This window comes from Halorubrum salsamenti (assembly GCF_007671685.1).
In the GTDB taxonomy this organism is placed as follows: Archaea; Halobacteriota; Halobacteria; order Halobacteriales; family Haloferacaceae; genus Halorubrum; species Halorubrum salsamenti.
This window is the reverse complement of the sequence record NZ_VCNL01000001.1, coordinates 324231-348960: the sequence shown is the minus strand read 5'-3', so window position 1 is coordinate 348960 and position 24730 is coordinate 324231. Positions and strand designations below refer to the sequence as shown.

Genomic DNA, 24730 nt, shown 5'->3' with positions numbered 1-24730 from the left:
CGGAGGAAATACGTTCGGGCCGCGGAAGGCCGTCCCGACGACGGCGACCGATTTAACCGCGCGGCGGGCCGACCGCCGGCCGTGTTCCGCGACCTCTCGCGACCGATCGAGACGGGGATGCCGACGTATCCCGGCGACCCGGACGTGACGCTCGCGCCGGACGCGACCCACGAGACCGACGGCTACGCGACGAGCGAGCTTCGGACCGGGACGCACGCGGGGACGCACGTGGACGCGCCGCGGCACACGCTCTCCGAGGGGGAGGCGATCGACGAGCGCGACGCCGGAGCGTTCGCGTTCGACGCCCGCCTCGTCGATCTCCGGCCGCTGGAGCCGCGGGAGCCGATCACGGCCGAGGCGCTGCCCGACCCGGACGCCATCGACGCCGCGGTCGACCTCCTCGTCCTCCGGACCGGCTGGGCCGCTCACTGGAGAACCGACCGGTACCGCGACCATCCGTACCTGACCGAGGCGGCCGCGGAGCGGTGCCGAGAGCTCGGCGTCGGCGTCGGGCTCGACACGTTCGGACCGGACCCGACGCCGCCCGCGAAGTCGGGGGAAACCGGACCCTCCCGCGCGGACGAGCCCGACGGCACACCCGCCCACGACTCCCTTTTAAAAGACTCGCTGCCGATCGTCGAGAACCTGTGCGGACTCGACGGCCTCCCCGCGCGGTTCCGGCTGTACGCCTTCCCGCTCCGGCTCCGCGACGGGGACGGGTCGCCGGTGCGGGCGGTCGCGGAGTGGGAGGAGGCGTGAGAGTCGGTGAGGGAGGGAGGCGGCGAGCGTGCCGCCGCCAGCGGGCAAGACCAAACCCGTTTTAAGCGTCGGCGACGAACCGCGATTCAAGGTCGATATCCATGGAGATGCCACGTCGTTTCAACACGTACTGTCCACACTGTGACTCCCACCAGGAGCACGAAGTGGAGAAGGTTCGATCGGGTCGGGCGACCGGAATGAAACGCGACGCGCGCCAGCGACGCCGCGCGCTCGCGACGATCGGCAACGCCGGCGGGTACTCGAAGGTGCCCGGTGGCGACAAGCCGACCAAGAAGACCCACCTGAAGTACCGCTGCGGCGACTGCGGCAAGGCCCACATGCGCGAGGGATGGCGCGCCGGCCGGCTCACGTTCCAGGAGTAAGCATGGCGGGAAGCTTCCACCGCGTCGCCTGCGGCGACTGCGAGAACGAACAGGTCGTCTTCGGCAAAGCCTCCTCGACGGTGTCGTGCGCGGTCTGCGGCACGACCCTCGCGACCCCGACCGGCGGGGAGGCCGAGCTCCACGGCGAGATCGTCGAAACCGTTGAGGCGCGGTAACCGCCTCACCACCCCCGTATGAAGTACAGCGGCTGGCCCGAACCCGGCGAGCTGGTGGTCGGCGACGTCGACGAGATCGCCGACTTCGGCGTGTTCGTCGACCTCGACGAGTACGAGGACAAGCGCGGCCTCTGCCACATCAGCGAGGTCGCTTCCGGCTGGATCAAGAACGTCCGCGACCACGTCCGCGAGGGGCAGACGGTCGTCGCGAAGGTGCTCGACGTCGACGAGTCGTCGAACCAGATCGACCTCTCGATCAAAGACGTCAACGAACACCAGCGCAAGGACAAGATACAGGCCTGGAAGAACTCGCAGAAGGCCGACAACTGGATGCTGATCGCGCTCGGCGAGGACGTCGACGACGACCGCTACACCGAGGTCGCCAACGCCCTCCTCGTCGAGTACGACTCGCTGTACGACGCCTTCGAGGCGGCCGCTATCAGCGGCGACGAGGCGCTCGAAGACGTCGACATCGACGACGACGCCCGCGACGCGGTCGTCGAGGCCGCTCGCGACAACGTCTCCGTCCCGTACGTCGACGTGACCGGCTACGTCGACTTGGAGTCCGCGGCCCCCGACGGCGTCGACGACGTGCGCGAGGCGCTCACCGCGGCCGAGGGCAACGGCGAGATCCCGGACGGAGTCGACCTCGAGGTCGGCTACGTCGGCTCGCCCGAGTACCGGATCAAGGTCCGCGCGCCCGACTACAAGACGGCCGAGGACCAGCTCGAGGCCGCCGCGGCCCGCGCCCGCGAGGCTATCGAGGCCGCCGGCGGCATCGGCGAGTTCCACCGCGAGCGCCGCGAGGACGACGAGTAGTCGCCCGCGGTTCGCTTTTCACTCTACCTCCGAACCCGTGAAATCCGACATCCGCGTCTGCGCGAACTGGGAGACCGCCCACGACCGACCGGTGTACGCGCTCGGCGAGCGCTGCCCGGAGTGCGACGGCCCGACCGAGAACAGCGCGCCGGCGCCGTTCAGCCCCGAGGACCCCTACGGGGAGTACCGGCGGCGGGCGCGGCGGCGGGCGTCGGAGTAGCGCGAGTCCCGACGTCGCCGACGCTCCCTTTCGACGCCGAGCCGCGCGCAACACCGGAATAGCCACCCTCTTGTGAGCCCCGCCCGGAGTACCCCGGTATGGACGACATCGAGATCGACGAGGTCGCGACGCCGGAGCTCGACGACCCGGTGCTCATCGAGGGGTTGCCGGGCGTCGGCCACGTGGGAAAGCTCGCGGCCGAGCACCTGTTAGAGGAGTTCGACGGCGAGTTAGTCCGCCGCGTGTACACCACCGAGTTCCCGCCGCAGGTGAACGTCGACGGCGACGGCGTCGCGGATCTGACCTGCGCGGAGTTCCACGCGGTCGAGACCGACGGCGCCGACCTGCTCGTGTTGACCGGCGACCACCAGGCCGGCTCGAACAAGGGCCACTACACGCTCACCACGACGTTCCTCGACGTCGCCGAGGAGTTCGGCGCGACCCGCGCGTACGCGCTCGGCGGCGTGCCGACCGGCGAGCTCGTCGAGGAGTACACCGTGCTCGGCGCGGTCTCTAACGGCGATCTCGTCGACGAGCTGGAGGAGGTCGGCGTCGAGTTCCGACCGGACGAACCCGCGGGCGGCATCGTCGGCGTCTCCGGGCTCGTGCTCGGGCTCGGCGGTCGACGCGGCTTCGACGCCGCCTGCCTGATGGGCGAGACGAGCGGCTACCTCGTCGACCCGAAGAGCGCGCAGGCGGTGCTCGAAGTGCTCGCGGACCGCCTCGACTTCTCCGTCGGCTACGAGAGCTTAGAGGACCGCGCCGAGGAGATGGAGGAGGTCGTCGGCAAGATCCAGGAGATGCAGGACGGGCCGGCGGTGCCGGACGACGACCTGCGGTACATCGGGTAGTCCGTCCCCCCGATATCGACGATTCGCCACCGGTTCCGGCAGCGATAAACCGGATCCGGACTATTGTTCGTGTATGACCGACGTACGCGTCGCCGGAGTCGGGCTCACGCAGTTCGGGAGCCACCCGGACCGGACGGGCCGCGACCTCTTCGCGACGGCCGCGCTGCGGGCGTTCGAGGACGCCGGCGTCCCCCGCGAGGACGTCGACGAGCTGAACTACGGCAACTTCATGGGCGCGCTCGCCGAGCACCAGGGTCACCAGGCGCCGCTGATGGCCGAGGCGGCCGGGGTGAACTGCCCGTCGACCCGCTACGAGGAGGCGTGCGCCTCGGCCGGCGTCGCGGTCCGCGAGGCGGTCCGGACCGTCCGCGCGGGCGAGGCCGACGTGGTGTTGGCCGGCGGGATGGAGCGCATGACCAACCTCCCGACCGACGAGGTGACCGAGGGGCTCGCCATCGCCGCCGACGACCTGTTCGAGGTGCGGGCCGGAGTGACGTTCCCCGGCGCGTACGCGCTGATGGCGACCGCCTACTTCGACGCGTACGGCGGGGGGCGTCGCGATCTGGCACACGTCGCCGCGAAGAACCACGCGAACGCGGTCCCCAACGAGTACGCCCAGTACCGGAAGGAGGTGCCCGTCGAGAAGGCGCTGGACGCCCCGCCCGTCGCCGAACCGCTTCACCTCTACGACGCCTGTCCGATCACCGACGGCGCGAGCGCGCTCGTGATCGTCTCCGAGGAGTACGCCGCCGGCCACGACGTGGACGCTCCCGTCGCGGTAACGGGGACCGGACAGGGGACCGACCGGATGGCGCTCGCGGACCGCGAACACCTCGCGCGCACCCCCGCCGCCGACGACGCGGCCGACGCGGCCTACGCGGACGCCGGGGTCGGCCCAGACGACGTCGACGTGGCGGAGGTCCACGACTGCTTCACCATCGCGGAGGTGCTCGCGCTGGAGTCGCTCGGCTTCTTCGCGCACGGTGAGGGGATCGGGGCCGCCCGCGACGGAGTCACGACCGCCGGCGGTGACCTCCCCGTGAACCTCTCGGGCGGGCTGAAGGCGAAGGGCCACCCGGTCGGCGCGACCGGCGGCTCGCAGATCGCGGAACTCACCCGGCTACTGCGGGGCGACCACCCGAACAGCGAGCGCGTCGCCGACGCCGAGGTCGGCGTCGCGCACAACGCCGGCGGGACGGTGGCCAGCGCGGTCGTCCACGTGCTGGAGGTGGCGGAATGAGCGCCCCCGCGAGCAACGCGGGCTACGACGAGTGGCTCGACGCCCTCGCGGACGGCGAGGGGTACGCCCTCGTCTGCCCGGACGGACACGGATCGCTCCCGCCGCGCCGGGTGTGCCCGGAGTGCGGATCGACGGCGCTCTCCGAGGAGCCGCTCGCCGAGACCGGGACCGTCGAGACGTACAGCGTCGTCCACGTCGCCGGACCGCGGTTCGCCGACGACACCCCCTACGTGAACGCGATCGCCGAGTTCGGGCCGGTCCGTCTCACCGGCGTCCTCCGGGGGGCCGAGCCCGCGACCGACGCCGTCGAGATCGCTGACCGGGTCGCAGTCGGCGATCGAGTCGCGGTCGGCGTCGAGGAGCGCGCGACCGACGGCGATCCGCTCGTGGTCTTCCGGCCGGCGGACGGGGAGTAGGGACCGACGGTCCAAACGGTTATGCCGGCGTCACGAGTACCCCGAGTCCATGGGTGACCGCATCCGCGTGCTCCACGTCGACGACGACCCGGATCTCGCGGAGATCACGGCGTCGTTCCTCGAACGAGAGGATCCGCGGATCGCGGTCGAAACCGCCTCGAACGCCACTGAGGGGCTCGAACGCCTCGGCGACCCGGACACCGAGGTCGACTGTGTCGTCTCCGACCACGACATGCCGGGGCCGAACGGGATCGAGTTCCTCGAGGCGGTCCGCGAGCGCGACCCGGAGATCCCCTTCATCCTCTACACCGGAAAGGGGTCGGAGTCGGTCGCCAGCGAGGCGATCTCCGCGGGCGTGACCGACTACCTCCAGAAGGACGGCGGCACCGAGCAGTACGAGATCCTGGCGAACCGCGTCACCGACGCGGTCGAGAAGTGCCGGATCGAGCGCGAGGCCGACCGGACGCAGGCCCACCTGCGGGCGATCACCGACCACTCGATGGACGCGATCGTCACCATCGACGCCGACAGCCGGATCCGGTTCGCGAACCCGGCGGTCGAACGGCTGTTCGGCTACTCGCCCGCTGAGCTGGAGGGCGAGTCGCTGGGGACGCTGATGCCGGAACGGAAGCAAGAGGTGCACTACGAGGCGGTCGAGCGGTACTGCGCGACCGGTGAGCGCTCGATGGACTGGTCGGCCGTCGAGTTTCCCGGAAAGCACCGCGACGGCCGCGAGATCGCCCTGTCGATCTCCTTCGGAGAGTTCGAGGAGGACGGCGAGCGGCGGTTCGTCGGCATCATCCGGGACGTGACGGAGCGAGAGCGTCACCGGGCGTTCGTGGAGCAGTCCGGCGACATCGTCACCGCGCTCGACGCGAACGGGACGTTCCAGTACGCGAGCCCCTCGGTCGAGGGGATCCTCGGTCACGATCCGGCGGATCTGGTCGGCGAGGACGCGTTCTCGTACGTCCACCCGAAGGACCGCGAGCGGGTCGTCGAGGCGTTCTCGCGGTCGATCACCGGCGACGAGACCGAACCGACGGTCGAATACCGGCTGGAGGACGCGGACGGCGGGTACCTGTGGGTCGAGTCGGTCGGGAGCAACCGACTCGACGAACACGGAGTCGGCGGGTTCGTGATCAACACCCGCGACATCTCGGACCGCAAGCGGCGCGAGGAGAAGCTGTCGCGGCTCCGCGAGTGGACGCGAGACCTCAACTACACGCGGACGATCGAGGAGACGACACAGCTGGCCGTCGACGCCGCGGACGAAATCGTCGGAGCGGGGCTAAGCGGGATCCACCTCGTGAGCGAGACCGGAGACACGCTCGAGCCCGCCGCGCTCGCCGAGTCGGTGCCGTCGTTCTTCGACGAACAGCCCTCCTACGACCGTGACTCCCCGCCCGGGACGCGGGACGCCCTCGCGTGGGAGGCGTACCGCGGCGACGAGCCGTTCTCCGTCGGCGACCTGTCGGCGGCCGAGTCGCTCGACGAGGAGACGCCCGCCGAGAGCATCGTCCTCCATCCGATCGGCGACCACGGGCTGTTCGTCATCTCTTCGTCGGAGCCACACGCGTTCACCGAGACCGACGTGCTCATCGCGGAGATCCTCGCGAACCACCTCGAGGCCGCGTTGGACCGCGTCGCCCGTGAGACCAGCTTAGAGCGACTCCACGACGCGACGCGGAGCCTGATCCGAGCCGACTCCCCGGAAGAGATCGCCGAGCGCGTCGTCGAGGCCGCCGAGGAGGTGCTCGGGTTCTCCGTGGTCACCGTCCGGCTGTACGACGAGGACGCCGGCGGGCTCGTGCCCGTCGCGGTGTCGGAAGCGGTCGAGGAGGTGCTCCCCGAGCGGGGCGTGTTCACTCCCGACAGTGGGAGCCTCAACTGGAGGGCGTTCGAGGCGGGCGACCCCCGCGTGTACGACGACATCGAGACGGCGGGCGCGGTCGACAGCGGGACGGGACTCCGGAGTCTGATGATCCTCCCCGTCGGTGCACACGGGACCATCTCCGTCGGCGAGACCGAGCCCGGCGTGTTCGACGGGACCGACGAGCACCTCGCGCGGATCCTCGCGACCGCGGCCGAAACGGCGCTCAACGCGGCGGCGCGGACCAGCCGCCTCCACGAGCGGAGCGCGGAACTGGAGCGCCAGAACGACCGGCTGGCTGAGTTCGCCAGCGTCGTCTCCCACGACCTCCGAAACCCCCTGAACGTGGCGCAAGGGCGGGTGGAACTGGCCGGCGACGAGTGCGACAGCGAGCACCTCGACGCGGCCGCGGCCGCCCACGAGCGGATGAACACGCTGATCGCCGACCTGCTCACGCTCGCCCGCGAGGGCGAGCGGGTCAGCGAGACGGAGCCGGTTCGGCTCTCCGCCGTCGTCGAGTCCTGCTGGCAGACCGTCGAGACCGCGGACGCGACGCTGACCGTCGACGATGACCTGTGGCTCCGGGCCGACGAGAGCCGGCTCAGGCAGCTCGTCGAGAACTTAATGCGGAACGCGGTCGAACACGGGGGCGACGACGTGGCGATCGCCGTGGGCGCGCTCGGGGGCGGTGCGAATGGCGGCGACGACGTGGCGATCGCCGTGGGCGCGCTCGGGGGCGGTGCGAATGGCGGCGACGACGGAGCGGGAGGCGACGCGAGCGACGAGGTCGGCTTCTTCGTCGAGGACGACGGCCCGGGGATCCCCGAAGACGAGCGCGATCAGGTGTTCGACGTCGGCTACTCGACCTCACAGGAGGGGACCGGCTTCGGCCTGCGGATCGTCGAGCAGGTGGCGACGGCCCACGGCTGGTCGGTTCGGGTCACGGCGGGGCGTGAGGGAGGCGCCCGGTTCGAGGTGACCGGCGTGGAGCCGGCGGGCGAGTGACGTGATAGGCGGTTGTTACGAGCCGACCCCCGATCGATAGCGGGGGTGGGTGTTGCAGATCGGTGATCGCGATCCGGTATTTAAATTGTCGTAAGCGATGGCGACGATCGCTTATAAATGAACGCGGCTGTGCGGTGGCGCGTGCCTGCGAGGCCGCTTCGCGGCCGAGCAGCACCGCGCGAGGGAGTCGCTGGCGGCTACTGCCGCCAGCGACGAGGCTGGGGAGGTGTGAGGCTGTGCGGTTGCGGTGCCGGGCGGGACTCAAAGGGGCAGCCGTGAGGCCGCAGTAGGCGACGGAAGCACCGCAGCGAGCAACACGAGCGAGCAACACGAGCGAGGAGCACACCGAGCGTACTGCGGCCTCACGGCTGGGGCTTTGGAAGTGTTCACCGCAAAGCCGTCGATCGCTTATAAACAGCCGATAGCAACACCACGATCCGCCTTATAAACGACCACACTCACGACGTACGATACGTACCCACTCACGACGTGCGATACGTACCCACTCACGACGTACGATACGTACCCACTCACGACGTACGATACGTACCCACTCACGACGTGCGATACGTACTCTCGCTATCGATCACTGGCTGTCGGAACTGACCGCGTGCGACGCTGGACGCTCAGCGAACACGGATCGCAACCGTCTCAAAAACCCGAACGCCCGCCCGACCCGACTTACTCCCGGGTGAGCAGTTCGATCTCGTGGCCGTCCTGGTCCTTCGTGAACGCGTAGTTGTGGTCACACGACTCCGGATCGCGGTAGTCGACCGCCTCGCGAGTCATCAGGGTGTCCCACGCCTCGTCGAGGTCGTCGACGCGGACGCAGAGGTGGCCCCAGCCGTCGCCCATCGTGTACTCGCGGCCGTCGTAGTTGTAGGTGAGCTCCAGTTTCATCGCCTCCTTCGGCGCGTCCTCGGGGGCCATGAAGTAGTTCGCGAAGGTGTCGGCCTCCCAGCGCCCGCGCGCCTCGGTGTGCTCGAACTTGCGGGTCCAGTAGCCGAGCGCCTCGTCGGCGTCCTCGACGCGGATCATCGTGTGGTCGATGCTCCACTTCGCGCCGTAGTCGCGCTTGACGATCTCGATCTCGTGGCCGTCGGGGTCCTTCACGAACGCGTAGCGGTTCCCGCAGGACTCGGGGTCGCGGTAGTCCTCGACGCCCTCCGCCATCAGCTGATCGTACGACTCCTGAAGGGCGTCCTCCGGGACGCGCACGGCGATGTGGCCCCACGCGTCACCGATCTCGTAGGTGTGGTCGCCGTGGTTGTAGGTGAGCTCTAGGGTCGCGCCGTCCTCGTGCATCTCCTCGGGGCCGAGGTAGACGTTGGTGAAGGTGTCGGCCTCCCAGCGGCCCTTCTCCTCGTAGTTCAGGTGCGTCTGATACCAGTCGAGGCTCTCTTCGAGGTCCTCGACGCGGATCATCACGTGATCGAAGGTTCCGTCCATACCCGATCATCGGTCGCTCGCCTCAAAAGCGTACTGAAGGGGTGGGAGGCTGGCCGCGCCCCACCCGTCGCGCGGCGGGGGTCGCGACAAACCTCGTCCGCGTTTTCTTCGGTTACTTTGGGATTGATAGATATTCTCTCGGTCTGATACGTAATCCGCGGGGGGTGCCGCGGACGGCGCCGCCCGCCGATCGATGCAAGACACACGAGACCCGCCGTCGACCACGATCGACGGCATCGACGAGTCGTATCGCGCCGAACCAACTCTCGACGCGGAACCGATCCCCGAATCGAGGGGGATCGACACCGAAGCGACGGTCGCAGCCGGATCCGCTCGGACCGGAGCGACGGTCGAGAGAGACCCGACACGACCCACCGAACCGGCCGCCACCGCGGATTCGTCGCCGCCTACCGAGGCGGTGTCGACCGAACCGACCGCAACCGGACCGGTCCGATCGACCGCAACCGAACCGACCGCCCCCGGTTCCGCACTGTTACAGTCGATCGTCGGGTTCGCCTCCGGCTCCCCCTTCGTGGCGGCGATCGCCGCGATCGAGACGGTCATCGCGACCGTCCTGCTGGGCGTGCCGCTCTCGCCCGCGCCGGCCGTGGTCGGGCTCGTCGCGTTCGCGGTGTACACCGTCGACCACGTCTCCGACGCGGCGGCAGACGCCCGGTCGACACCCGAACGCGCGCGGATCGCGCGCCGGTACGGCGATCAGCTGATGGTCGCCGCCGCCGTCGCCTACGGGTTCGCCCTGGCGCTCGCGACCGTCGGCGGACCGCTCGCGCTGGGCGTCGCGCTGCTCCCGGGTGCGTTCTGGATCGCGTACGCCTCCGACTGGCTCCCGAACCTCGGGCGGGCGGTCCGATCGATCACACCTGACGGCGACTTCGGGACCGGGCTGCGGCTCCCGCGACTGAAAGAGGTGCCCGTCGTCAGCTCCGTCGTCGTCGCCTCCGGGTGGGCGCTCGCGGTCACGCTCCTCCCGCTGGCGTTCGCCGGTTCCGTGGCTCTCGGTCCCGCGTCGCCCGGCGCGGCGCCGATCGGGCCGGCCGTCGCGGTCGCGTTCGCGTACTTCCTGCTTCGGTCGTTCGTCGACGCCGAGCTCCCGAACGTCCGGGACGTGGAGGCGGACGCCGCGGCGGGCGTCGCGACGCTCCCGATCGTCCTCGGTGTCGCTCGGACTCGCCGCGTGCTGTACGGGGTCGACACCGCCACGGCGGCGACGCTGGCGGCGGCGACGGCGGCCGGGGTCCTCGCGCCGGGGGTCGCCGCGGCGCTCGGCGTCGGGATCGCGGCGTCGCTCGGGGTCACCGCGCTCGCCGGTCGCGTCGCCAACGACGCGGTGTTGGGTATCGCCCCCGACTGCAGCTACCTCGTCGTGGCGGTCGCGCTCGTGTTCGTCGCGGCGTGAGGAACCGCCGGGTCTGCTGGACCCGACGCAGGATGGGAGACCGTGGGAACCGAGCGTGAGCCGGCCTCGCTGTCTCCCGCCTCGCGACCCTGCGGGAGACGGGAATCACCGACCGCTAGAGCAAAATGATTTATATTCCGATTACGTGCAAAATAACCGTGATCGGGCTGAGCCCGCTTTCGGTCGCGCTGCTTGCCGCCGTCGTTACCGGCACGTCCGCGGCGATCCTCGCGTGGCGCGAGCGGCCGGAGGCCGGTGCGACGTGGCTGACGGTGCTGCTCGTCGGGCAGGTCTGGTGGACGACGTTCCTCGTCTTCGAGTTGGAGGCGCCGACGGTCGCGGCGAAATCGCTCTGGTACGACGTGCAGTGGCTCGGCGTGGTGGTCATTCCGGTGGGGTGGCTGCTGTTCGCGCTGGAGTACACGGGGCGAGAGCGGTACGTGACGCCGGGGTTCGTGGCGGCGCTCTTTGTCACGCCCGTCGTCACGATCGCCCTCGTGGCGGCCGGCGATCCGTGGGGGCTCATCGTCGCCGACCGCGAGGTCGCGTCGACCGCGGTCGGCTCGTTCCTCCGCGTCGACACGGGGCCGTGGTACTACGTCATCGCCGGGTACACGTACCTGCTCGGACTGTTCGGGTCGTTCCCGATCCTGCAACTCATCCGCGACGACGCGCGATCCTTCCGGGGCCAAAGCGCCGCACTGCTGGTGGGAACGGCGGCGCCGTGGGCCAGCAGTCTCCTCCACCTCACCGGGGCGTTCCCGGTCGCCGGACTCGACCCGACCCCGCTGGCGTTCGCGGTGTCGGGGGTCGCGTACCTGCTGGCGCTCTCCCGGTTCCGGCTGCTCACGCTCGCGCCGGCGCCGCGTCGTCGCGCGCGACAGCTCGTGTTCGAACACCTCCACGACCCGGCGTTCGTGATCGGGACCGAGGGGTACGTGATCGACTTGAACCAGAGCGCCGCGGACACGTTCGGCATCGACCGGCGGGCCGCAGTCGGGGAACCGGTCGACGCGGTCGTCCCGCGGTACGGCGACATCTCGGTCGAGGAGTCGGACCGGTCCCCGCTCTCGATCGTGGGGACGAACGGCCGCCATCCGTACGATATCACCGTCCGGAGTATCTCCGACGGACACGACCGGCCGACCGGCGAGGTGGTGGTGTTCCACGACGTGGGCGAGTACCTCGGGCAACAGCAGCGGCTGGACGTGCTCAACCGGGTGTTCAGACACGACGTGCGGACGGAGACGAACCTGATCCACGGGTACGCCGACCTGCTCCGCGAGGATCCGACCGACGAGCACGCGCTGACGGTGGTCAAGAAAAGCGCCTCTCGCATCCTCGACCTCAGCGAGCGCACCCGGACCGCCAGCGAGCTGTTCGATCCGATGGCGAAGTCGGCGCCGCCGGTCGCGCTCGACGCGCTCGTCGGGGAGGTGACCGCGGCGCTTCGGACCGAGTACCCGGACGCGAACGTCTCCGTCGAGGGCGACGTGCCGGCGGTCCGGGTCCCGGCGGTGTTGCGGGTGGTCGCGGAGAGCCTGTGTTCGAACGCGGTCCGGCACAACGACAGCGAGCCGCCCTCGGTGTGGCTCAGCGCCGTGACGGACGAGGGGTGGGTCGAGCTCTCCGTGGCCGACGACGGCCCCGGGATCGACGACGCGGAGCGCGAGGTCCTGAAACGCGGCACGGAGACGCCGCTGGAACACGGCAGCGGGCTGGGGCTCTGGATCGTGAAGTGGGGGGTCGATCAGGTCGGCGGGAGCGTCTCGTTCGCGGAGCGGGAGCCGCGGGGGACGGTCGTCGCGGTCTCGGTACCGATCGGGGGCGACGAGGGCGCGGCCGGTGGGAGAAACGCAGGTCGGTAGGCACTTGTCCGCCGCCGGCCATGCCGAACTATGGACACCTATCTCCCGTACGCCCTGCTCGCGATGGGCGCGTACGCTCTGGTCTCGCCGCTGATGCGCGTCGCGACGACCGGCCCCGACGCGATCCCGAGCGACGTGGCCGTCGTCGTCTCGAACTCGCTTCTCATCTGCATGGCGGTCGGCGTGCTCGCGTACACCGGACAGGGATTCACCGGGCACCTCGCCTCGCCGAAAATCGTGCACGTGCTCGCCGCCGGGGTCTTTCTCGGGATCGGAATCCTGGCGCTGTACCGCTCGCTCGCGCTCGGTCCGGTGAGCGTCGTGACGCCCATCTTCGCGATGTTCCTCGTGTTCTCCTCCGTGATCGGCTTCCTCCTCCTGGGGGAGTCGTTCACAGCGCGGAAGGCGCTGGGGATCGCCTTCGCCGTGGCGTCGGTGTACCTCGTGTCGGGTGCCTGAAGTCGGCCTCGTCGTCGCTCGTTTCGGTCTCCCGATCCGGAAAGGCCCGCCGCGTGACGAAATCCCTTTATCACCTACGGAAAAAGGGGCGTATCCGCAGTGGCCCGCCTCCCGAACCTCTTCCGCGCGCTCATCCTCTACATCGGCTTCGCCCTCGCGAAGGCGGGGGTGATCGACCGCCACCGCGTGGTCCGGACCACGGACCTCGCGTGGCCGCGGATCGTCACGGGGATCGCCCGGATGTCGAAGAACGCGGTCGACGTGGCGATGGTCGGCGTCGCCGTCGGCACCAGCGCGGTCGCCGGCGTCGGCTTCGCCGGCCCTTACTGGGGGCTCGCGTTCGCGCTCGGCGGCGGCGTCGCCGGCGGTACCATCGCCCTCGTCTCCCAGCGCTTCGGCGCGGAGGCGTACGGGGAGCTGGGCGATGCGATCCGTGCGAGTGTCCTCCTCGCGATCCTCATCACGGTCCCCGTGTCGGCCGCCTTCTGGACGTACCCGACGCGGTTTATCGACGTGTTAAGTAGCAACGAGGACGCGATCGCGTTCGGCGCCGACTACCTCCGGATCGTCGGGCTCGGCGTCCCCTTCGCGGCGCTCAACCTCGTCGGCAGCCGGGTGCTCGTCGGCTGCGACGACGCGTACACCGCGATGCAGGTCCGGGCGGGCGGCGCGCTCGCGAACATCGTGTTCAGCGCCGCGTTCATCTTCGGGCTGGGCTGGGGCGTCGAGGGCGCCGCGCTCGGCACCGTCCTCTCGAACGTGCTCGCCGTCGCCGCGTTCGCGATCGGACTCGTGCGGGGCCGGGTCCCCGGGATCGGCGAGTTCCCGATCTCGATCAGTCCGTTCGGCTCGTACGTGAACCCGGACATGCTCCGCGACCTCGTCGAGATCGGGCTCCCGGTGGGCGCGCGCAACCTCGTGTGGACCGTCGCGGAGTTCCCGATGCTCGCCATCCTCGACGTGTTCGGCGAGAACACCGTCGCCGCGTTCGTCATCGCCCGCCGCATCTGGGGGATCATGAACGCCCCCGGCTGGGGGTTCGGGCTCGCCTCCTCCAGTCTCGTCGGGCAGGAACTCGGCGGCGAGGACCCCGCGGAGGCGGAGGCGTACGCCCGCGACATCATCCGCTTCTCCGTGGCGACGTACGTGGTCTTCGCGGCGGTGACGGCCGTCTTCGCGACCGACATCGTGACGCTGTTCGCCGAGACGCCGGAGAGCCCCGAGATCCCGATCGCCGTGAACCTCGTGTACGCGGCCTGCGTCGCCGTCGTCTTCCAGGGGATCTCCGGCGGCGCCGCGGGGCCGCTCGACGCGGCCGGCGACACGAAGATCCCCTTCGCGAGCCAGTTCCTCGGAATGTTCTGCGTGTCGATCCCGCTGGCGTACGTCGGGGCCCGCGAGGCGACGCCCGCGATCGACGTGCCGGGGATCGGCGTAACGATCCCGGAGATCGCGCTCCCCGCGATCGGGCTGTGGGGGGTGTATCTCGCGTTCGTCGCCGAGACGACGATCCCCGCCGCGATCAACTACTGGCGGTTCCACTCCGGGAAGTGGAAGAAAATAAGCGAGGCGTACCGGCCGGACGCGCCTGCTGATGATTAAGACGAGAGCGTCGGGAACTCGGTAGCGAACAACGTCAAAGTGCTAGCCACTCGCTTATAAATGGTTGACGAAAAACCGATAGTGTCAGCCTCCAAGGGCCCAGCCGCTTATTTATAAATGGTTAACCACAGATCGACGACGAACACCCCTCTAAAGCCCCAGCCGGCGAGGCGGGCGCACGCTCGCTGCGCTCCTCGTCACTCGCTTCGCTCGTTCCTGCGGTGCTTACGTCGCCTGCGCCCGCCTCGCCGGCTGCCCCTTTGAGTCCCACCCGACCGCACAGCCTCACGCCTCCCCAGCCTCGCCGCGGCCGCCTCTGGCGGCCGCGGGCTCCCTCGCGCGTGCTGACTCGCGGGCCTCCGGCCCGCTCGCAGGCACGCGCCACCGCATATCTGTTTATAAATGGTCCTCGCAGTCACCCGTCGCTATCGACGTATCGACCTCACCACGCTTCGCGCAACACGCCCGCGATCGCCTCGGGCGTCGCGTCGAGTGCGGCGGGCGCGCGGTCCATCGACCAGTCGTCGGCGATGTACTCGGCGATCGCGGGGAAGTCGCCTTCCTCGACCGGGTCCAGCTCGCGGAGTCGCGAGGGGACCGGGAGGGAGTCGCGGACCGCGGCGACCTCGCTGACCACGTCCTCGGCGATCGCGGCGTCGTCGCGGCCCGCGGTCGCGACGCCGAGGCCGTTCGCGAGCGCCCGCCGGCTCGCGTCCACCTCGTCGAAGAGGTACGCGAGGACGTGCGGCGCGACCACCGCGTGGACGGCCCCCTGCTGTACGTCGTACCGGCGCGCGAACCCGTGACCGAACGCGTGGATCACCGAGATCTTCCGCCCGAGCTGGACGAGCAGCGCGCCGACCACGGCGCGGTCGGTCGCCGCGGGGTCGTCGGGGCGGTCGCCGGCGACGTGCGGGAGCGCGTCCCGCAGGAGCCGGGTCCCGTGGACCGCGGTCGCGTCGCTCACGGGCGAGGCGTCGACGGCGTACGGCGTCTCGATCCCCTTGTTGAACCCGTTCATCGCCGAGCCCGCCAGCGCCGACCGCGGGGTCGTCTCGAACAGCGCCGGGTCCACGAGGTCGATCGCGGGCATCGCGCCCTCGCCGCTGACGGTCATCGGCTGACCGGTCGGCGACGCGTCCGCGTCGAGCACCTCCAACGAGCCGCCCGTGGAGACGTCCGCGCCCGCGAACGTCGTCGGAATGACGACAACGGGGAGCGCGGGGTCGGTTCCGGGCGCGAGGTCGCCGAGCGCGTCCGCTCCCTCCTCCGCGTCCGCTCGGAGGTCGGCGATGTCCCGTCCGTCGACGTCGAGCAGCGTCGCCTGCCGCGCGATGTCGAGGCTGCTCCCGCCGCCGACCGCGACGAGGGCGTCCGCGCCGGCCTCGGCCCGCTTGTCGAGCAGGTCGAACGCGGTCTCGACGCGCTTGTCCGGGGTCGTCCCGTCGAATACCCCCGCGAGCCGGTCGCCGAGCCCCTCGCGTATCGGTCCCATCAGGTCGTCGTTGGCGCCGACGTTCGAGCCGCAGACGACGAGCGCGTCGCCGAGCCCTCGCTCTCTGAGGGCGTCACCGAGCTCGGCGACGCGGCCGCGGCCGTACCGGATCTCACAGCCCTGATAGTCGTGCTCGAAGGAGTCCGCGATCGGTAGCATCGAACGCCGGTACGCCGGGCGGCGGTTTGTAGCTGTGGGAACGAGCGGCACACTCTGGGCGTCCGTCACACGCGGTCCCGCGGGCGACCCCAAAGAGCCAACCCGCTCCGGGCCCCACGCTTCGACGATCACCGACGCCATCATGCGCTCGTTTCCATCCCTCCCCGACGTTCGCGGCTCGCAGGCCGCCGAGGGGCTCCTCACGGGTCACCTCTGGCTCCTCGAACTGATCGACGGGACGGGACTCCGATTTCGGATGGACGAGTCCGGCCTCCTCAGCTTCGGCGACCCCGAAACGACGTACTCGGGGCCGGAAGCGGTCCCGCTCGCGCTCCGGTCCGCCGTGAGGCATGTCCGAGATCGCTTCGATCGCGAAGCCCTCCGAGACGCCGTCGACGACCCCGAGGACGTGGTCTTCTTCGGCGTCGCCACCCACCATCGGGGAACTGACTACGACTGGGACCGGCTCCCGCCGTTCCTCGGATCCGACGTGTGGATCGGGAGGGGGGAGGGGTCGGAGGCGGGATCGCGAGAGGGACCGAAGGCGAAGTCGCGAGAGGGACCGAAGGCGAAGTCGCGAGAGGGACCGAAGGCGAAGTCGCGAGAGGGACCGAAGGCGGGGGCGTTCCGACCGCCCGACGCCGCCGCGTCCATCTTCGAGGGGGTCGGCCTCGATCCGGTCAACGCGGTCGAGCGCGAGGTGAACGGCCGCGACTTCGACCCAGGCGCGTACGTGATTCCCGAGTCGGCGTGGCGCGACGGTCCCGCCGCCGGGGTCGTCGTGCGCAACAAGCGCGGGGGACGCGGGAAGCTGCTCGCGGGGGGAGAGGCGACAGATGCAGACGAGAGCCGCCGAGGGGGCGACCGCGACGTTCCGCCGCTCGACGACCCCGAGGCGATCGCCGCGGCGTACGCCACCGACGAGCGATTCGAGCGCGTCGTCGACGACCTCGCCCGGCGGAAGGAGGGCGCGACCGTCGACGCGGTCGCGGACCGAGTCGTCGAGTCGATCGCGAGGGAGACGCCCGTTCGGTTCGGCGGCGGGGCGAACGCGGATCCGAGGCGGGTCCGCGCCGCGGTCATCGAACGGGCCCGGTCTGTACTCGACGGACGGTGAGTTGTCGGATTCTTTATACGGTGGCTCTCACACGCCCGCGCGCGTGCGCCGCCTTTATAACCCGGCATGGATTACCTCCACCAAGTTCTATGTCAGAGCAGAGCGAATACGGAGCCGGCCAGATCCAGGTCCTCGAGGGCCTGCAGGCCGTCCGTAAACGTCCGGCGATGTATATCGGGTCCACGGACGGTCGGGGGCTCCACCATCTCGTCTACGAGGTCGTCGACAACTCCATCGACGAGGCGCTCGCGGGGTACTGCGACGAGATCACGGTCACGATCCACGACGACAGCTCGGTTAGCGTCAGCGACGACGGCCGCGGGATCCCGGTCGACACCCACGAGAAGTACGACCGACCGGCCCTCGAAGTCATCATGACCGTCCTCCACGCCGGCGGGAAGTTCGACTCTAAGTCCTATCAGGTCTCCGGCGGGCTTCACGGCGTCGGGGTCAGCGTCGTCAACGCCCTCTCCGAGCGCCTGGAGGTCGAGGTGAAACGCGACGGCGGCGTCTACCGCCACGAGTTCGCCCGCGGCGAGCCCGCAGAAGACGGGTTCGAGCGCGTGCGCGACCTCGACGACGGCGAGGAGACGGGCACGTACATCCGGTTCTGGCCCGACGAGGATATCTTCGAGACGACCGCCTTCGAGTTCTCGACGCTGGCCAACCGCCTGCGCGAGCTCGCGTTCCTCAACTCCGGCGTCGCCGTCTCGCTGGTCGACGAGCGCGACGAGGAGTCCGCCGCCGACGCGGGCGACGAGGAGACGTTCCGCTACGAGGGCGGCATCCGCGAGTTCGTCGGCTACCTCAACGAGACGCGGACGCCGATCCACGACGAGGTCATCTACTTCGAGGACGAGCAGGACGACATCCACGTCGAGGTCGCGATGCAGGCGACCGAGGAGCTGCAGGGCTCCGTCCACGCGTTCGCGAACAACATCAACACCCGCGAGGGCGGCACCCACCTCACCGGCTTCAAGACCGCCCTGACCCGAACCGTCAACGACTACGCCAACGAGCACGGGCTCGTCAACGACCTCGACGCGAACCTCAAGGGCGAAGACGTTCGCGAGGGGCTCACGGCGGTCATCTCGGTGAAACACCCCGACCCGCAGTTCGAGGGGCAGACGAAGACGAAGCTCGGCAACAGCGAGGTCCGCGGCATCGTCGAGTCCGCGACCCACGAGAAGCTCGGCACCTTCTTCGAGGAGAACCCCGACACCGCCCGGAAGGTCGTTCACAAGGCCGCGGAGGCCGCCAGAGCGCGCAAGGCGGCGAAGAAGGCCGAGGAGCTGACCCGACGGAAGTCGGCGCTGGAGTCGACGGCGCTGCCCGGCAAGCTCGCCGACTGTCAGACCCGCGACCCCACGGAGGCGGAGCTGTTCGTCGTGGAGGGCGACTCCGCCGGCGGCTCGGCCAAGCAGGGCCGCAACCGCGAGAATCAGGCGATCCTCCCGCTTAAAGGCAAGATCCTCAACGTCGAGAAGCACCGACTCGATCGGATTCTCGAAAACGACGAGATCCGCGCGCTGATCACCGCGATCGGCGCGGGGATCGGCGAGGAGTTCGACATCGACGACGTCCGGTACAACAAGATCATCATCATGACGGACGCCGACGTCGACGGCGCCCACATCCGGACGCTCCTCCTCACTCTCCTGTACCGCCACATGAAGCCCCTCCTAGAGGCCGGCTACGTGTACGCGGCCCAGCCGCCCCTGTACCGCGTCCGGTACCGCGGCGAGACGTACGACGCGATGACCGAGGCGGAGCGCGACCGGATCGTCGCGGAGGAGTGTGACGGCGACCCGGACCAGGTCCAGCGGTTCAAGGGACTCGGCGAGATGAACCCCGACCAGCTGTGGGACACGACGATGGACCCAGAGAACCGGCGGCTCAAGCGGATCAACGTCGACGACGCGGCCGCCGCCGACCGCATGTTCAACGTGCTGATGGGTGACGCGGTCGAGCCGCGCAAGCAGTTCATCAAGGAGCACGCCACCGAGGCGGAGTGGGTGGACATATGAGCTCGGACGTGCCCGACGTCGACCCCGACGACGTCCGCGCCGCGCAGGTGACGAACGCCCGCATCGAAGACGAGATGGAGCAGTCGTACATCGACTACGCGATGTCGGTGATCGCGGGCCGCGCGCTCCCCGACGTCCGCGACGGGCTCAAACCCGTCCACCGGCGCATCCTCTTCGCGATGCACGAGGCGGGCGTCACCAGCAACTCCTCGCACCGCAAGTCCTCCTCCGTCGTCGGCGAGACGATGGGTGACTACCACCCGCACGGCGACAGCGCCATCTACGACACGCTCGCGCGGATGGCCCAGGACTTCTCGATGCGGTACCCCCTCATCGACGGGCAGGGGAACTTCGGCTCCGTGGACGGCGACCCGCCGGCGGCGATGCGGTACACGGAGGCCCGGATGGCTCCGATCGCCGAGGAGCTGCTTGCCGACATCGAGCGCGACACGGTCGACTTCACCTCCAACTACGACGACCGGCTCGAGGAGCCCGAGGTGCTCCCGTCGGCGCTCCCGCACCTGCTCGTCAACGGTTCCTCCGGGATCGCGGTCGGGATGTCGACGAACATCCCGCCGCACAACCTCGGCGAGGTGATCGACGCCACCGTCGAACTGATCGAGAGTCCCGACTGCACGGTCGAGGACCTGATGGAACACGTCAAGGGGCCCGACTTCCCGACCGGCGCGAACATCGTCGGCCGGAACGCGGTCCACAAGGCGTACAAGACGGGCCGGGGGCGGCTCCGCGTCCGCGCCGAGTTCGAGGTCGACGAGGAGGAGGGCCGGATCGTCATCTCGGAGCTCCCCTTCCAGCAGAACAAGTCCCGGCTCGTCGAGCGCATCGCCGAGGACGTCAACGAGGGGTCGATCGAGGGGATCCGCGACCTCCGCGACGAGTCCGACCGCGACGGGATCCGCGTCGTCGTCGACCTCAAACGCGACGCGATGGCCGAGGTAGTCAAGAATCAACTGCTCGAGAGTCACCTCGAACGCACCTTCGGCGTCATCAACCTCGCGCTGGTCGACGGCTCGCCGCAGGTGCTGAATCTGAAAGAGACGCTCGAACACTACGTCGAGCACCGCCGCGACGTGGTCCGGCGACGCTCCGAACACGAGCTCGAAGAGCGCGAGGACCGCGCGCACATCCTCGAAGGTCGCCTGAAGGCGCTCGAACAGGTCGACGACGTGGTCGAGACGATCCAGAACTCCGACGACCGAGACGCCGCGAAGGCGGCGCTCGAGGCCGACTACGAGTTCAGCGAGGCGCAGGCAGAACACATCGTCCGGATGCAGCTCGGGTCGCTCACCTCGCTGGAGACCCAGGAGATCGAGTCCGAGTACGAGGACGTGACCGCCCGGATCGAGCGGCTGGAGACGATCCTCGGCGACCCCGACGAGCTCGATCAGGTGATCATCAAAGAGCTCCGGGAGATCAAAGACGAGTACGACGACGAGCGCCGCACGAGCTTCATCGAGGACGTCGGCGACGTGACTCACGAGGACCTCATCCCCGAGGAGGAGTGCGTCGTCGTGATGAGCGAGGACGACTACATCAAGCGGATGTCGCTCGACACGTTCCGGGCGCAGAACCGCGGCGGGAAGGGGATCATCGGCACCGACCTGAAAGAGGGCGACCGCGTCTCCTCCGTGTTCGCCGCCAACTCCCACGACTACCTGCTCGTCTTCACCAACCGCGGGCAGATCTACGAGCTGAAGACCTACGAGATCCCGGAGATGTCCCGGACCGCCCGCGGGAAGTCCGCGGTCAACCTCATCGACCTCGACGACGGCGAGGAGATCGAGGCGGTCGTCAACACCGAGGACCTCGACGACGACGAGTTCCTCACGATGGTCACCCGCGACGGGTACATCAAGCGGACCGCCGTCGACCAGTTCGGCAACATCCGCACCACGGGGATCCGCGCGATCCGGCTGGAGGACGGCGACGAGCTCGTCGACGTCGAGGTGACGGACGGCGAGCGGGACATCGTCATCGGCAGCCGGAACGGGATGGCGATCCGGTTCGACGAGTCGGAAGCCCGCGCGATGGGCCGCACGGCCCGCGGCGTGATCGGCATCGACCTGCGCGAGGGCGACGCGGTCGCCGGCGTCGCCGCCATCGACGAGGAGTACCACAACTGGGTGCTCACCGTGACCGAGAACGGGTACGGGAAGCGGTCAGATCTGGACGAGTACCGTCTGCAGTCCCGCAACGGGAAGGGGCTGATCGACATCAAGACCGGCGACCGCAACGGCGAGGCGGTCGCCATCGAGGCGGTCACCCACGGCGACCACCTGCTCGCGATGAGCGACGACGGCCAGATCATGCGGACGCGCGTCGAGGAGATCTCGACCGTGAGCCGCAACACGAAGGGCGTCATCGTGATGAACCTCGAACCGGACGACACGGTCGCCTCCGTCGATATCGTCCCCGAGTCGGCGTACGCCGCCGACGAGGCCGTTGACGGGGAGGACGTCGAAACGACTGACGGCGACGCCGAGTAAGCGCACCGGTCGAGTCGTCCTGTTTCGGTACCCCGCGGCTCGATCGCTTTTACCGTGGCCCGGCCTCGATGAGATCCCTGGTAAGTGTTCAGTCTTCTCGGGTACAGTCGATACGGACACAGCGGCGCTCGATGGCGGGAGTGAGTGTTGCAGATCGGTTGTGGAGATGCGATATTTAAAATGACATGAGCGATCGCGACGATCGCTTATAAAAAAACGACGCGGTGGCGCGCGCCTCCGAGTGGCCGACAGGCCGCGAGGAACGCCGCGCGAGGGAGTCGCTGGCGGCGATCGCCGCCAGCGACGAGGCTGGGGCTTTGGAGGTGTTCACCCCGCCGTCGGTCGCTTATAAACAGCCGACAGCAACACCGCTCGATCACTTATAAACAACCACTCACCCAATTCGATATACTCACTCCCACTATCGATCGAGAGACAATCGTCAGCGACCAACTGCTTCGACCGAGAAGTCCCTAGAGAATAGAACACCAACAGCGCCACGCTTCGCGTCGCGTTCGCAACGGCCGGGTGTACGGGATTCAAATCCGGAAACGCCGGCGACGAGCCGGTCGACGCGGACGGTTTAGTCGAGGGGGACGACGTACCCGGAGGAAACCGACCGGATCGCCCCCCGGCGTCGCCCGCGCGTTCGAGGCGACGGTCGGGACGACCGGTCGCCACGAGGTCACAGTGACGGGTGCCGACTGGGAGGGGCAACTCGCGTGGGACGCCGGGGTCTGCGCCCTGTACGACGGGACGGTCGCCGTCGACGCCGAGACCGTCTCGGTCGCCGGCGAGTGCGTCGGTCCGCGGTAACCGAACGTTCAGGAAAATTACTTACGGTCACCGCGAAAACGGCGAGACGAGATGGACGAGTACGAGGGGATAGACGAGATCGTACACGAGCCGAGCGTGTCGTTCGCCGAGTCGACGAACGTCGCCGCGTTCATGCGCGAGTACGGGATCGACGACTACGAGGAGCTGATCGCCCGGACCACCTCAGGAATCGCGGGCGAACCTGAATCCGGCGTCGACTGGTTCTGGGACGAGATCGTCGACTACCTCGACGTCGATTTTTATACGGAGTACGACGCGGTCCGCGACGACGCCGACGGCCCGCAGTTCACCGACTGGTACCCCGGCGGCGAGATCAACGTCGCGCACAACGTCGTCGACCGACACGCCGCGGTCGACTCACCGAACCGCAACCGGGTGGCGCTGATCTGGGAGGGAGAACCCGGCGACGTCCGGGAGATCACGTTTCACGAGCTCAAACGCGAGAGCGACCGCGTCGCCAACTACCTGGAGTCGGTCGGTGTCGAGACCGGCGACACGGTCGGGCTCTACATGCCGATGGTACCCGAGGTCGTCTCGATCCTCTACGGCTGTTTAAAAGTGGGCGCGATCGCGGTGCCGATCTTCTCCGGGTTCGGCACGGAGGCGACCGCGACCCGGATCGCGGACGCCGAGCCGTCCGTCCTCTTCACGGGCGACGGATTCTACCGCCGCGGGAGCGAGGTGCGGCTGAAAGCGACCGCCGACGCGGCGATCGAGGAGGCGGGCCGCGTCGAGCACACCGTGGTGTACGACCGGCTGGGGGCGACTCCCGCGGGCGACGGGGACGCCGAGGAACCGATCCCGTGGACCCCCGACCGCGACGCCACGTGGGACGAGGCGGTCGGGTCGCAGCCGGTCGGCTACGAGACGAAGCGCCTCCCGAGCGGCCAGGAGTCCATGCTGCTGTACTCGTCGGGGACCACCGGCGAGCCGAAGGGGATCGTCCACACCCACGCTGGCGTCCTCACGCAGTGCGCGAAGGAGATCCACTTCGGCTTCGACCAGAAGCCCGCGGACCGGTTCTTCTGGGTCTCCGATATCGGCTGGATGATGGGTCCGTGGACGCTGATCGGCAACCACGCCTTCGGCGGCACCGTGGTGATGTACGAGGGCGCGCCCGACCACCCGGAGCCCGACCGGTTCTGGGAGCTGATCGACCGGCACGGCGTCACCCAGTTCGGCATCTCGCCGACCGCGATCCGGGCGCTCCGCAAGCACGGGGACGAATGGGTCGAGGGCCACGACCTCTCCTCGCTCCGCATCCTCGGATCCACCGGCGAGCCGTGGGACCCGGAGTCGTGGCGCTGGTTCTACGACGCGGTCGGCGGCGGGGAGTGCCCGATAATCAACATCTCCGGCGGCACGGAGATCTGCGGCTGCTTCCTGATGCCGATGCCGAACCAACCGCTGAAGCCCTGCACCCTCGGCGGGCCGGGACTCGGGATGGACGTCGACATCGTTGACGAGAGCGGCGAGTCGGTCAGGGAGTCGGGCGAGCGCGGGTTCCTCGTCGCGCGCGACTCCTGTCCCTCGATGACGAAGTCGCTGTGGTCGGGCGACGAGCGCTACCTCGAGGAGTACTGGTCGACGTGGGACGATCTGTGGGACCACGGCGACTTCGCGCAGAAGGATTCGGACGGGTTCTGGTTCCTCCACGGGCGCGCCGACGACGCCCTGAACGTCGCCGGCCGGAAGGTCGGTCCGGCCGAGATCGAGGGCGTGCTCATCGACCACGACGCCGTCAATCAGGCGGCCGCGGTCGGCGTCCCAGACGACACCACCGGGACCGCGGTGGTCGCGTACGTCGTGCTCGAACCCGGCGTGGAGCCGAGCGACGATCTCCGCGAGGAGCTACGGGCCTTGGTCGGCGAGGAGCACGGGAAGCCGTTCCGGCCGCGCGAGCTGCTGTTCGTCGACGCCTTCCCGAAGACGCAGTCCGGGAAGATCATCCGGCGCGCGATCGCGTCCGTTTATAACGGTGAGGACCCCGGCGACCTCTCGTCGATGGAGAACCCGGAGGCGTTAGAGGACCTGCGCGATCCGGCGTGAGGGGC

At 69.2% G+C, this 24730-nt stretch carries 20 protein-coding genes; 18 read left to right on the top strand and 2 right to left on the bottom strand.

The window, feature by feature from the left end; genetic code table 11:
• Positions 1-81: 81 nt before the first annotated feature.
• From FGL94_RS01825 to FGL94_RS01785, 9 genes are all read left to right on the top strand, one after another.
• Positions 82-759, top strand: a complete 678-nt coding sequence (locus tag FGL94_RS01825; protein ID WP_186313312.1) for a cyclase family protein — start codon at positions 82-84, stop codon at positions 757-759.
• A gap of 101 nt (positions 760-860) precedes the next feature.
• Entirely contained in the window at positions 861-1142 is a 282-nt protein-coding gene (locus FGL94_RS01820; protein ID WP_053771189.1) for a 50S ribosomal protein L44e, read from the top strand.
• A 2-nt stretch (positions 1143-1144) separates the two neighbouring features.
• A complete protein-coding gene (locus FGL94_RS01815; RefSeq protein ID WP_004050354.1) occupies positions 1145-1318 on the top strand; it encodes a 30S ribosomal protein S27e in 174 nt (57 codons plus the stop codon).
• An 18-nt stretch (positions 1319-1336) separates the two neighbouring features.
• The gene (locus FGL94_RS01810; RefSeq protein WP_144920369.1) at positions 1337-2137 is read left to right on the top strand and encodes a translation initiation factor IF-2 subunit alpha; all 801 of its coding nucleotides are present in this window, start codon (positions 1337-1339) and stop codon (positions 2135-2137) included.
• A gap of 37 nt (positions 2138-2174) precedes the next feature.
• Positions 2175-2357: an RNA-protein complex protein Nop10 gene (locus tag FGL94_RS01805; RefSeq protein WP_050034107.1), complete on the top strand. Its 183-nt coding sequence runs from the start codon at positions 2175-2177 to the stop codon at positions 2355-2357.
• 98 nt (positions 2358-2455) lie between these two features.
• Positions 2456-3208 (top strand): proteasome assembly chaperone family protein, encoded by a 753-nt coding sequence (locus tag FGL94_RS01800; RefSeq protein WP_144920368.1) that lies wholly within the window; start codon positions 2456-2458, stop codon positions 3206-3208.
• Between the two features lie 73 nt (positions 3209-3281).
• Positions 3282-4448 (top strand): thiolase domain-containing protein, encoded by a 1167-nt coding sequence (locus FGL94_RS01795; RefSeq protein WP_144920366.1) that lies wholly within the window; start codon positions 3282-3284, stop codon positions 4446-4448.
• Positions 4445-4864, top strand: a complete 420-nt coding sequence (locus FGL94_RS01790) for a Zn-ribbon domain-containing OB-fold protein (RefSeq protein WP_144920364.1) — start codon at positions 4445-4447, stop codon at positions 4862-4864. Before FGL94_RS01795 ends, FGL94_RS01790 begins: the two co-directional genes overlap by 4 nt.
• Positions 4865-4913: 49 nt before the next feature.
• A complete protein-coding gene (locus FGL94_RS01785) occupies positions 4914-7739 on the top strand; it encodes a hybrid sensor histidine kinase/response regulator (protein WP_144920362.1) in 2826 nt (941 codons plus the stop codon).
• A gap of 681 nt (positions 7740-8420) precedes the next feature.
• Here FGL94_RS01785 and FGL94_RS01780 read toward each other — a convergent pair.
• Positions 8421-9188 (bottom strand): VOC family protein, encoded by a 768-nt coding sequence (locus tag FGL94_RS01780; RefSeq protein WP_144920360.1) that lies wholly within the window; start codon positions 9186-9188, stop codon positions 8421-8423.
• A 193-nt stretch (positions 9189-9381) separates the two neighbouring features.
• Here FGL94_RS01780 and FGL94_RS01775 point away from each other — a divergent pair, with 193 nt between their 5' ends.
• The 4 genes from FGL94_RS01775 (at position 9382) to FGL94_RS01760 (ending at position 14534) form a co-directional block, all read left to right on the top strand.
• Positions 9382-10605: a UbiA family prenyltransferase gene (locus FGL94_RS01775; RefSeq protein WP_186313311.1), complete on the top strand. Its 1224-nt coding sequence runs from the start codon at positions 9382-9384 to the stop codon at positions 10603-10605.
• 158 nt (positions 10606-10763) lie between these two features.
• Positions 10764-12473 (top strand): histidine kinase N-terminal 7TM domain-containing protein, encoded by a 1710-nt coding sequence (locus FGL94_RS01770; protein ID WP_144920358.1) that lies wholly within the window; start codon positions 10764-10766, stop codon positions 12471-12473.
• 30 nt (positions 12474-12503) lie between these two features.
• Entirely contained in the window at positions 12504-12932 is a 429-nt protein-coding gene (locus FGL94_RS01765) for an EamA family transporter (RefSeq protein ID WP_144920356.1), read from the top strand.
• A 99-nt stretch (positions 12933-13031) separates the two neighbouring features.
• A complete protein-coding gene (locus tag FGL94_RS01760; RefSeq protein WP_186313310.1) occupies positions 13032-14534 on the top strand; it encodes an MATE family efflux transporter in 1503 nt (500 codons plus the stop codon).
• A 442-nt stretch (positions 14535-14976) separates the two neighbouring features.
• Here the strand turns inward: FGL94_RS01760 and FGL94_RS01755 are convergent, their stop codons facing one another.
• Positions 14977-16188, bottom strand: coding sequence for an iron-containing alcohol dehydrogenase family protein (locus FGL94_RS01755; RefSeq protein WP_144920353.1), 1212 nt, complete (start codon positions 16186-16188; stop codon positions 14977-14979).
• A 142-nt stretch (positions 16189-16330) separates the two neighbouring features.
• Between FGL94_RS01755 and FGL94_RS01750 the strand changes: the two genes are divergently transcribed.
• The 5 genes from FGL94_RS01750 (at position 16331) to FGL94_RS01730 (ending at position 24725) form a co-directional block, all read left to right on the top strand.
• Positions 16331-17305: a hypothetical protein gene (locus tag FGL94_RS01750; protein WP_144920351.1), complete on the top strand. Its 975-nt coding sequence runs from the start codon at positions 16331-16333 to the stop codon at positions 17303-17305.
• An 89-nt stretch (positions 17306-17394) separates the two neighbouring features.
• Positions 17395-19332 (top strand): DNA topoisomerase (ATP-hydrolyzing) subunit B, encoded by a 1938-nt coding sequence (gene gyrB / locus FGL94_RS01745; RefSeq protein WP_144920349.1) that lies wholly within the window; start codon positions 17395-17397, stop codon positions 19330-19332.
• Entirely contained in the window at positions 19329-21839 is a 2511-nt protein-coding gene (gene gyrA / locus FGL94_RS01740; protein ID WP_144920347.1) for a DNA gyrase subunit A, read from the top strand. Before gyrB ends, gyrA begins: the two co-directional genes overlap by 4 nt.
• Positions 21840-22529: 690 nt before the next feature.
• Complete coding sequence (locus tag FGL94_RS18755; RefSeq protein WP_277752599.1) at positions 22530-22655, top strand: hypothetical protein; 126 nt, start codon at positions 22530-22532, stop codon at positions 22653-22655.
• A 51-nt stretch (positions 22656-22706) separates the two neighbouring features.
• Complete coding sequence (locus FGL94_RS01730) at positions 22707-24725, top strand: AMP-binding protein (protein WP_144920345.1); 2019 nt, start codon at positions 22707-22709, stop codon at positions 24723-24725.
• Positions 24726-24730 lie beyond the last annotated feature (5 nt).

Excerpts from the sequence above, each read along its gene's own strand:
- FGL94_RS01765 (WP_144920356.1), top strand. The coding sequence starts at position 12,504 with ATGGACACCTATCTCCCGTACGCCCTGCTCGCGATGGGCGCGTACGCT.
- FGL94_RS01750 (WP_144920351.1), top strand. The coding sequence starts at position 16,331 with ATGCGCTCGTTTCCATCCCTCCCCGACGTTCGCGGCTCGCAGGCCGCC.
- FGL94_RS01775 (WP_186313311.1), top strand. The coding sequence starts at position 9,382 with ATGCAAGACACACGAGACCCGCCGTCGACCACGATCGACGGCATCGAC.
- FGL94_RS01785 (WP_144920362.1), top strand. The coding sequence starts at position 4,914 with ATGGGTGACCGCATCCGCGTGCTCCACGTCGACGACGACCCGGATCTC.
- gyrA (WP_144920347.1), top strand. The coding sequence starts at position 19,329 with ATGAGCTCGGACGTGCCCGACGTCGACCCCGACGACGTCCGCGCCGCG.
- FGL94_RS01795 (WP_144920366.1), top strand. The coding sequence starts at position 3,282 with ATGACCGACGTACGCGTCGCCGGAGTCGGGCTCACGCAGTTCGGGAGC.
- FGL94_RS01730 (WP_144920345.1), top strand. The coding sequence starts at position 22,707 with ATGGACGAGTACGAGGGGATAGACGAGATCGTACACGAGCCGAGCGTG.
- FGL94_RS01820 (WP_053771189.1), top strand. The coding sequence starts at position 861 with ATGGAGATGCCACGTCGTTTCAACACGTACTGTCCACACTGTGACTCC.
- FGL94_RS01780 (WP_144920360.1), bottom strand. The coding sequence starts at position 9,188 with ATGGACGGAACCTTCGATCACGTGATGATCCGCGTCGAGGACCTCGAA.
- gyrB (WP_144920349.1), top strand. The coding sequence starts at position 17,395 with ATGTCAGAGCAGAGCGAATACGGAGCCGGCCAGATCCAGGTCCTCGAG.
- FGL94_RS01815 (WP_004050354.1), top strand. The coding sequence starts at position 1,145 with ATGGCGGGAAGCTTCCACCGCGTCGCCTGCGGCGACTGCGAGAACGAA.
- FGL94_RS01810 (WP_144920369.1), top strand. The coding sequence starts at position 1,337 with ATGAAGTACAGCGGCTGGCCCGAACCCGGCGAGCTGGTGGTCGGCGAC.
- FGL94_RS01790 (WP_144920364.1), top strand. The coding sequence starts at position 4,445 with ATGAGCGCCCCCGCGAGCAACGCGGGCTACGACGAGTGGCTCGACGCC.
- FGL94_RS01755 (WP_144920353.1), bottom strand. The coding sequence starts at position 16,188 with ATGCTACCGATCGCGGACTCCTTCGAGCACGACTATCAGGGCTGTGAG.
- FGL94_RS01800 (WP_144920368.1), top strand. The coding sequence starts at position 2,456 with ATGGACGACATCGAGATCGACGAGGTCGCGACGCCGGAGCTCGACGAC.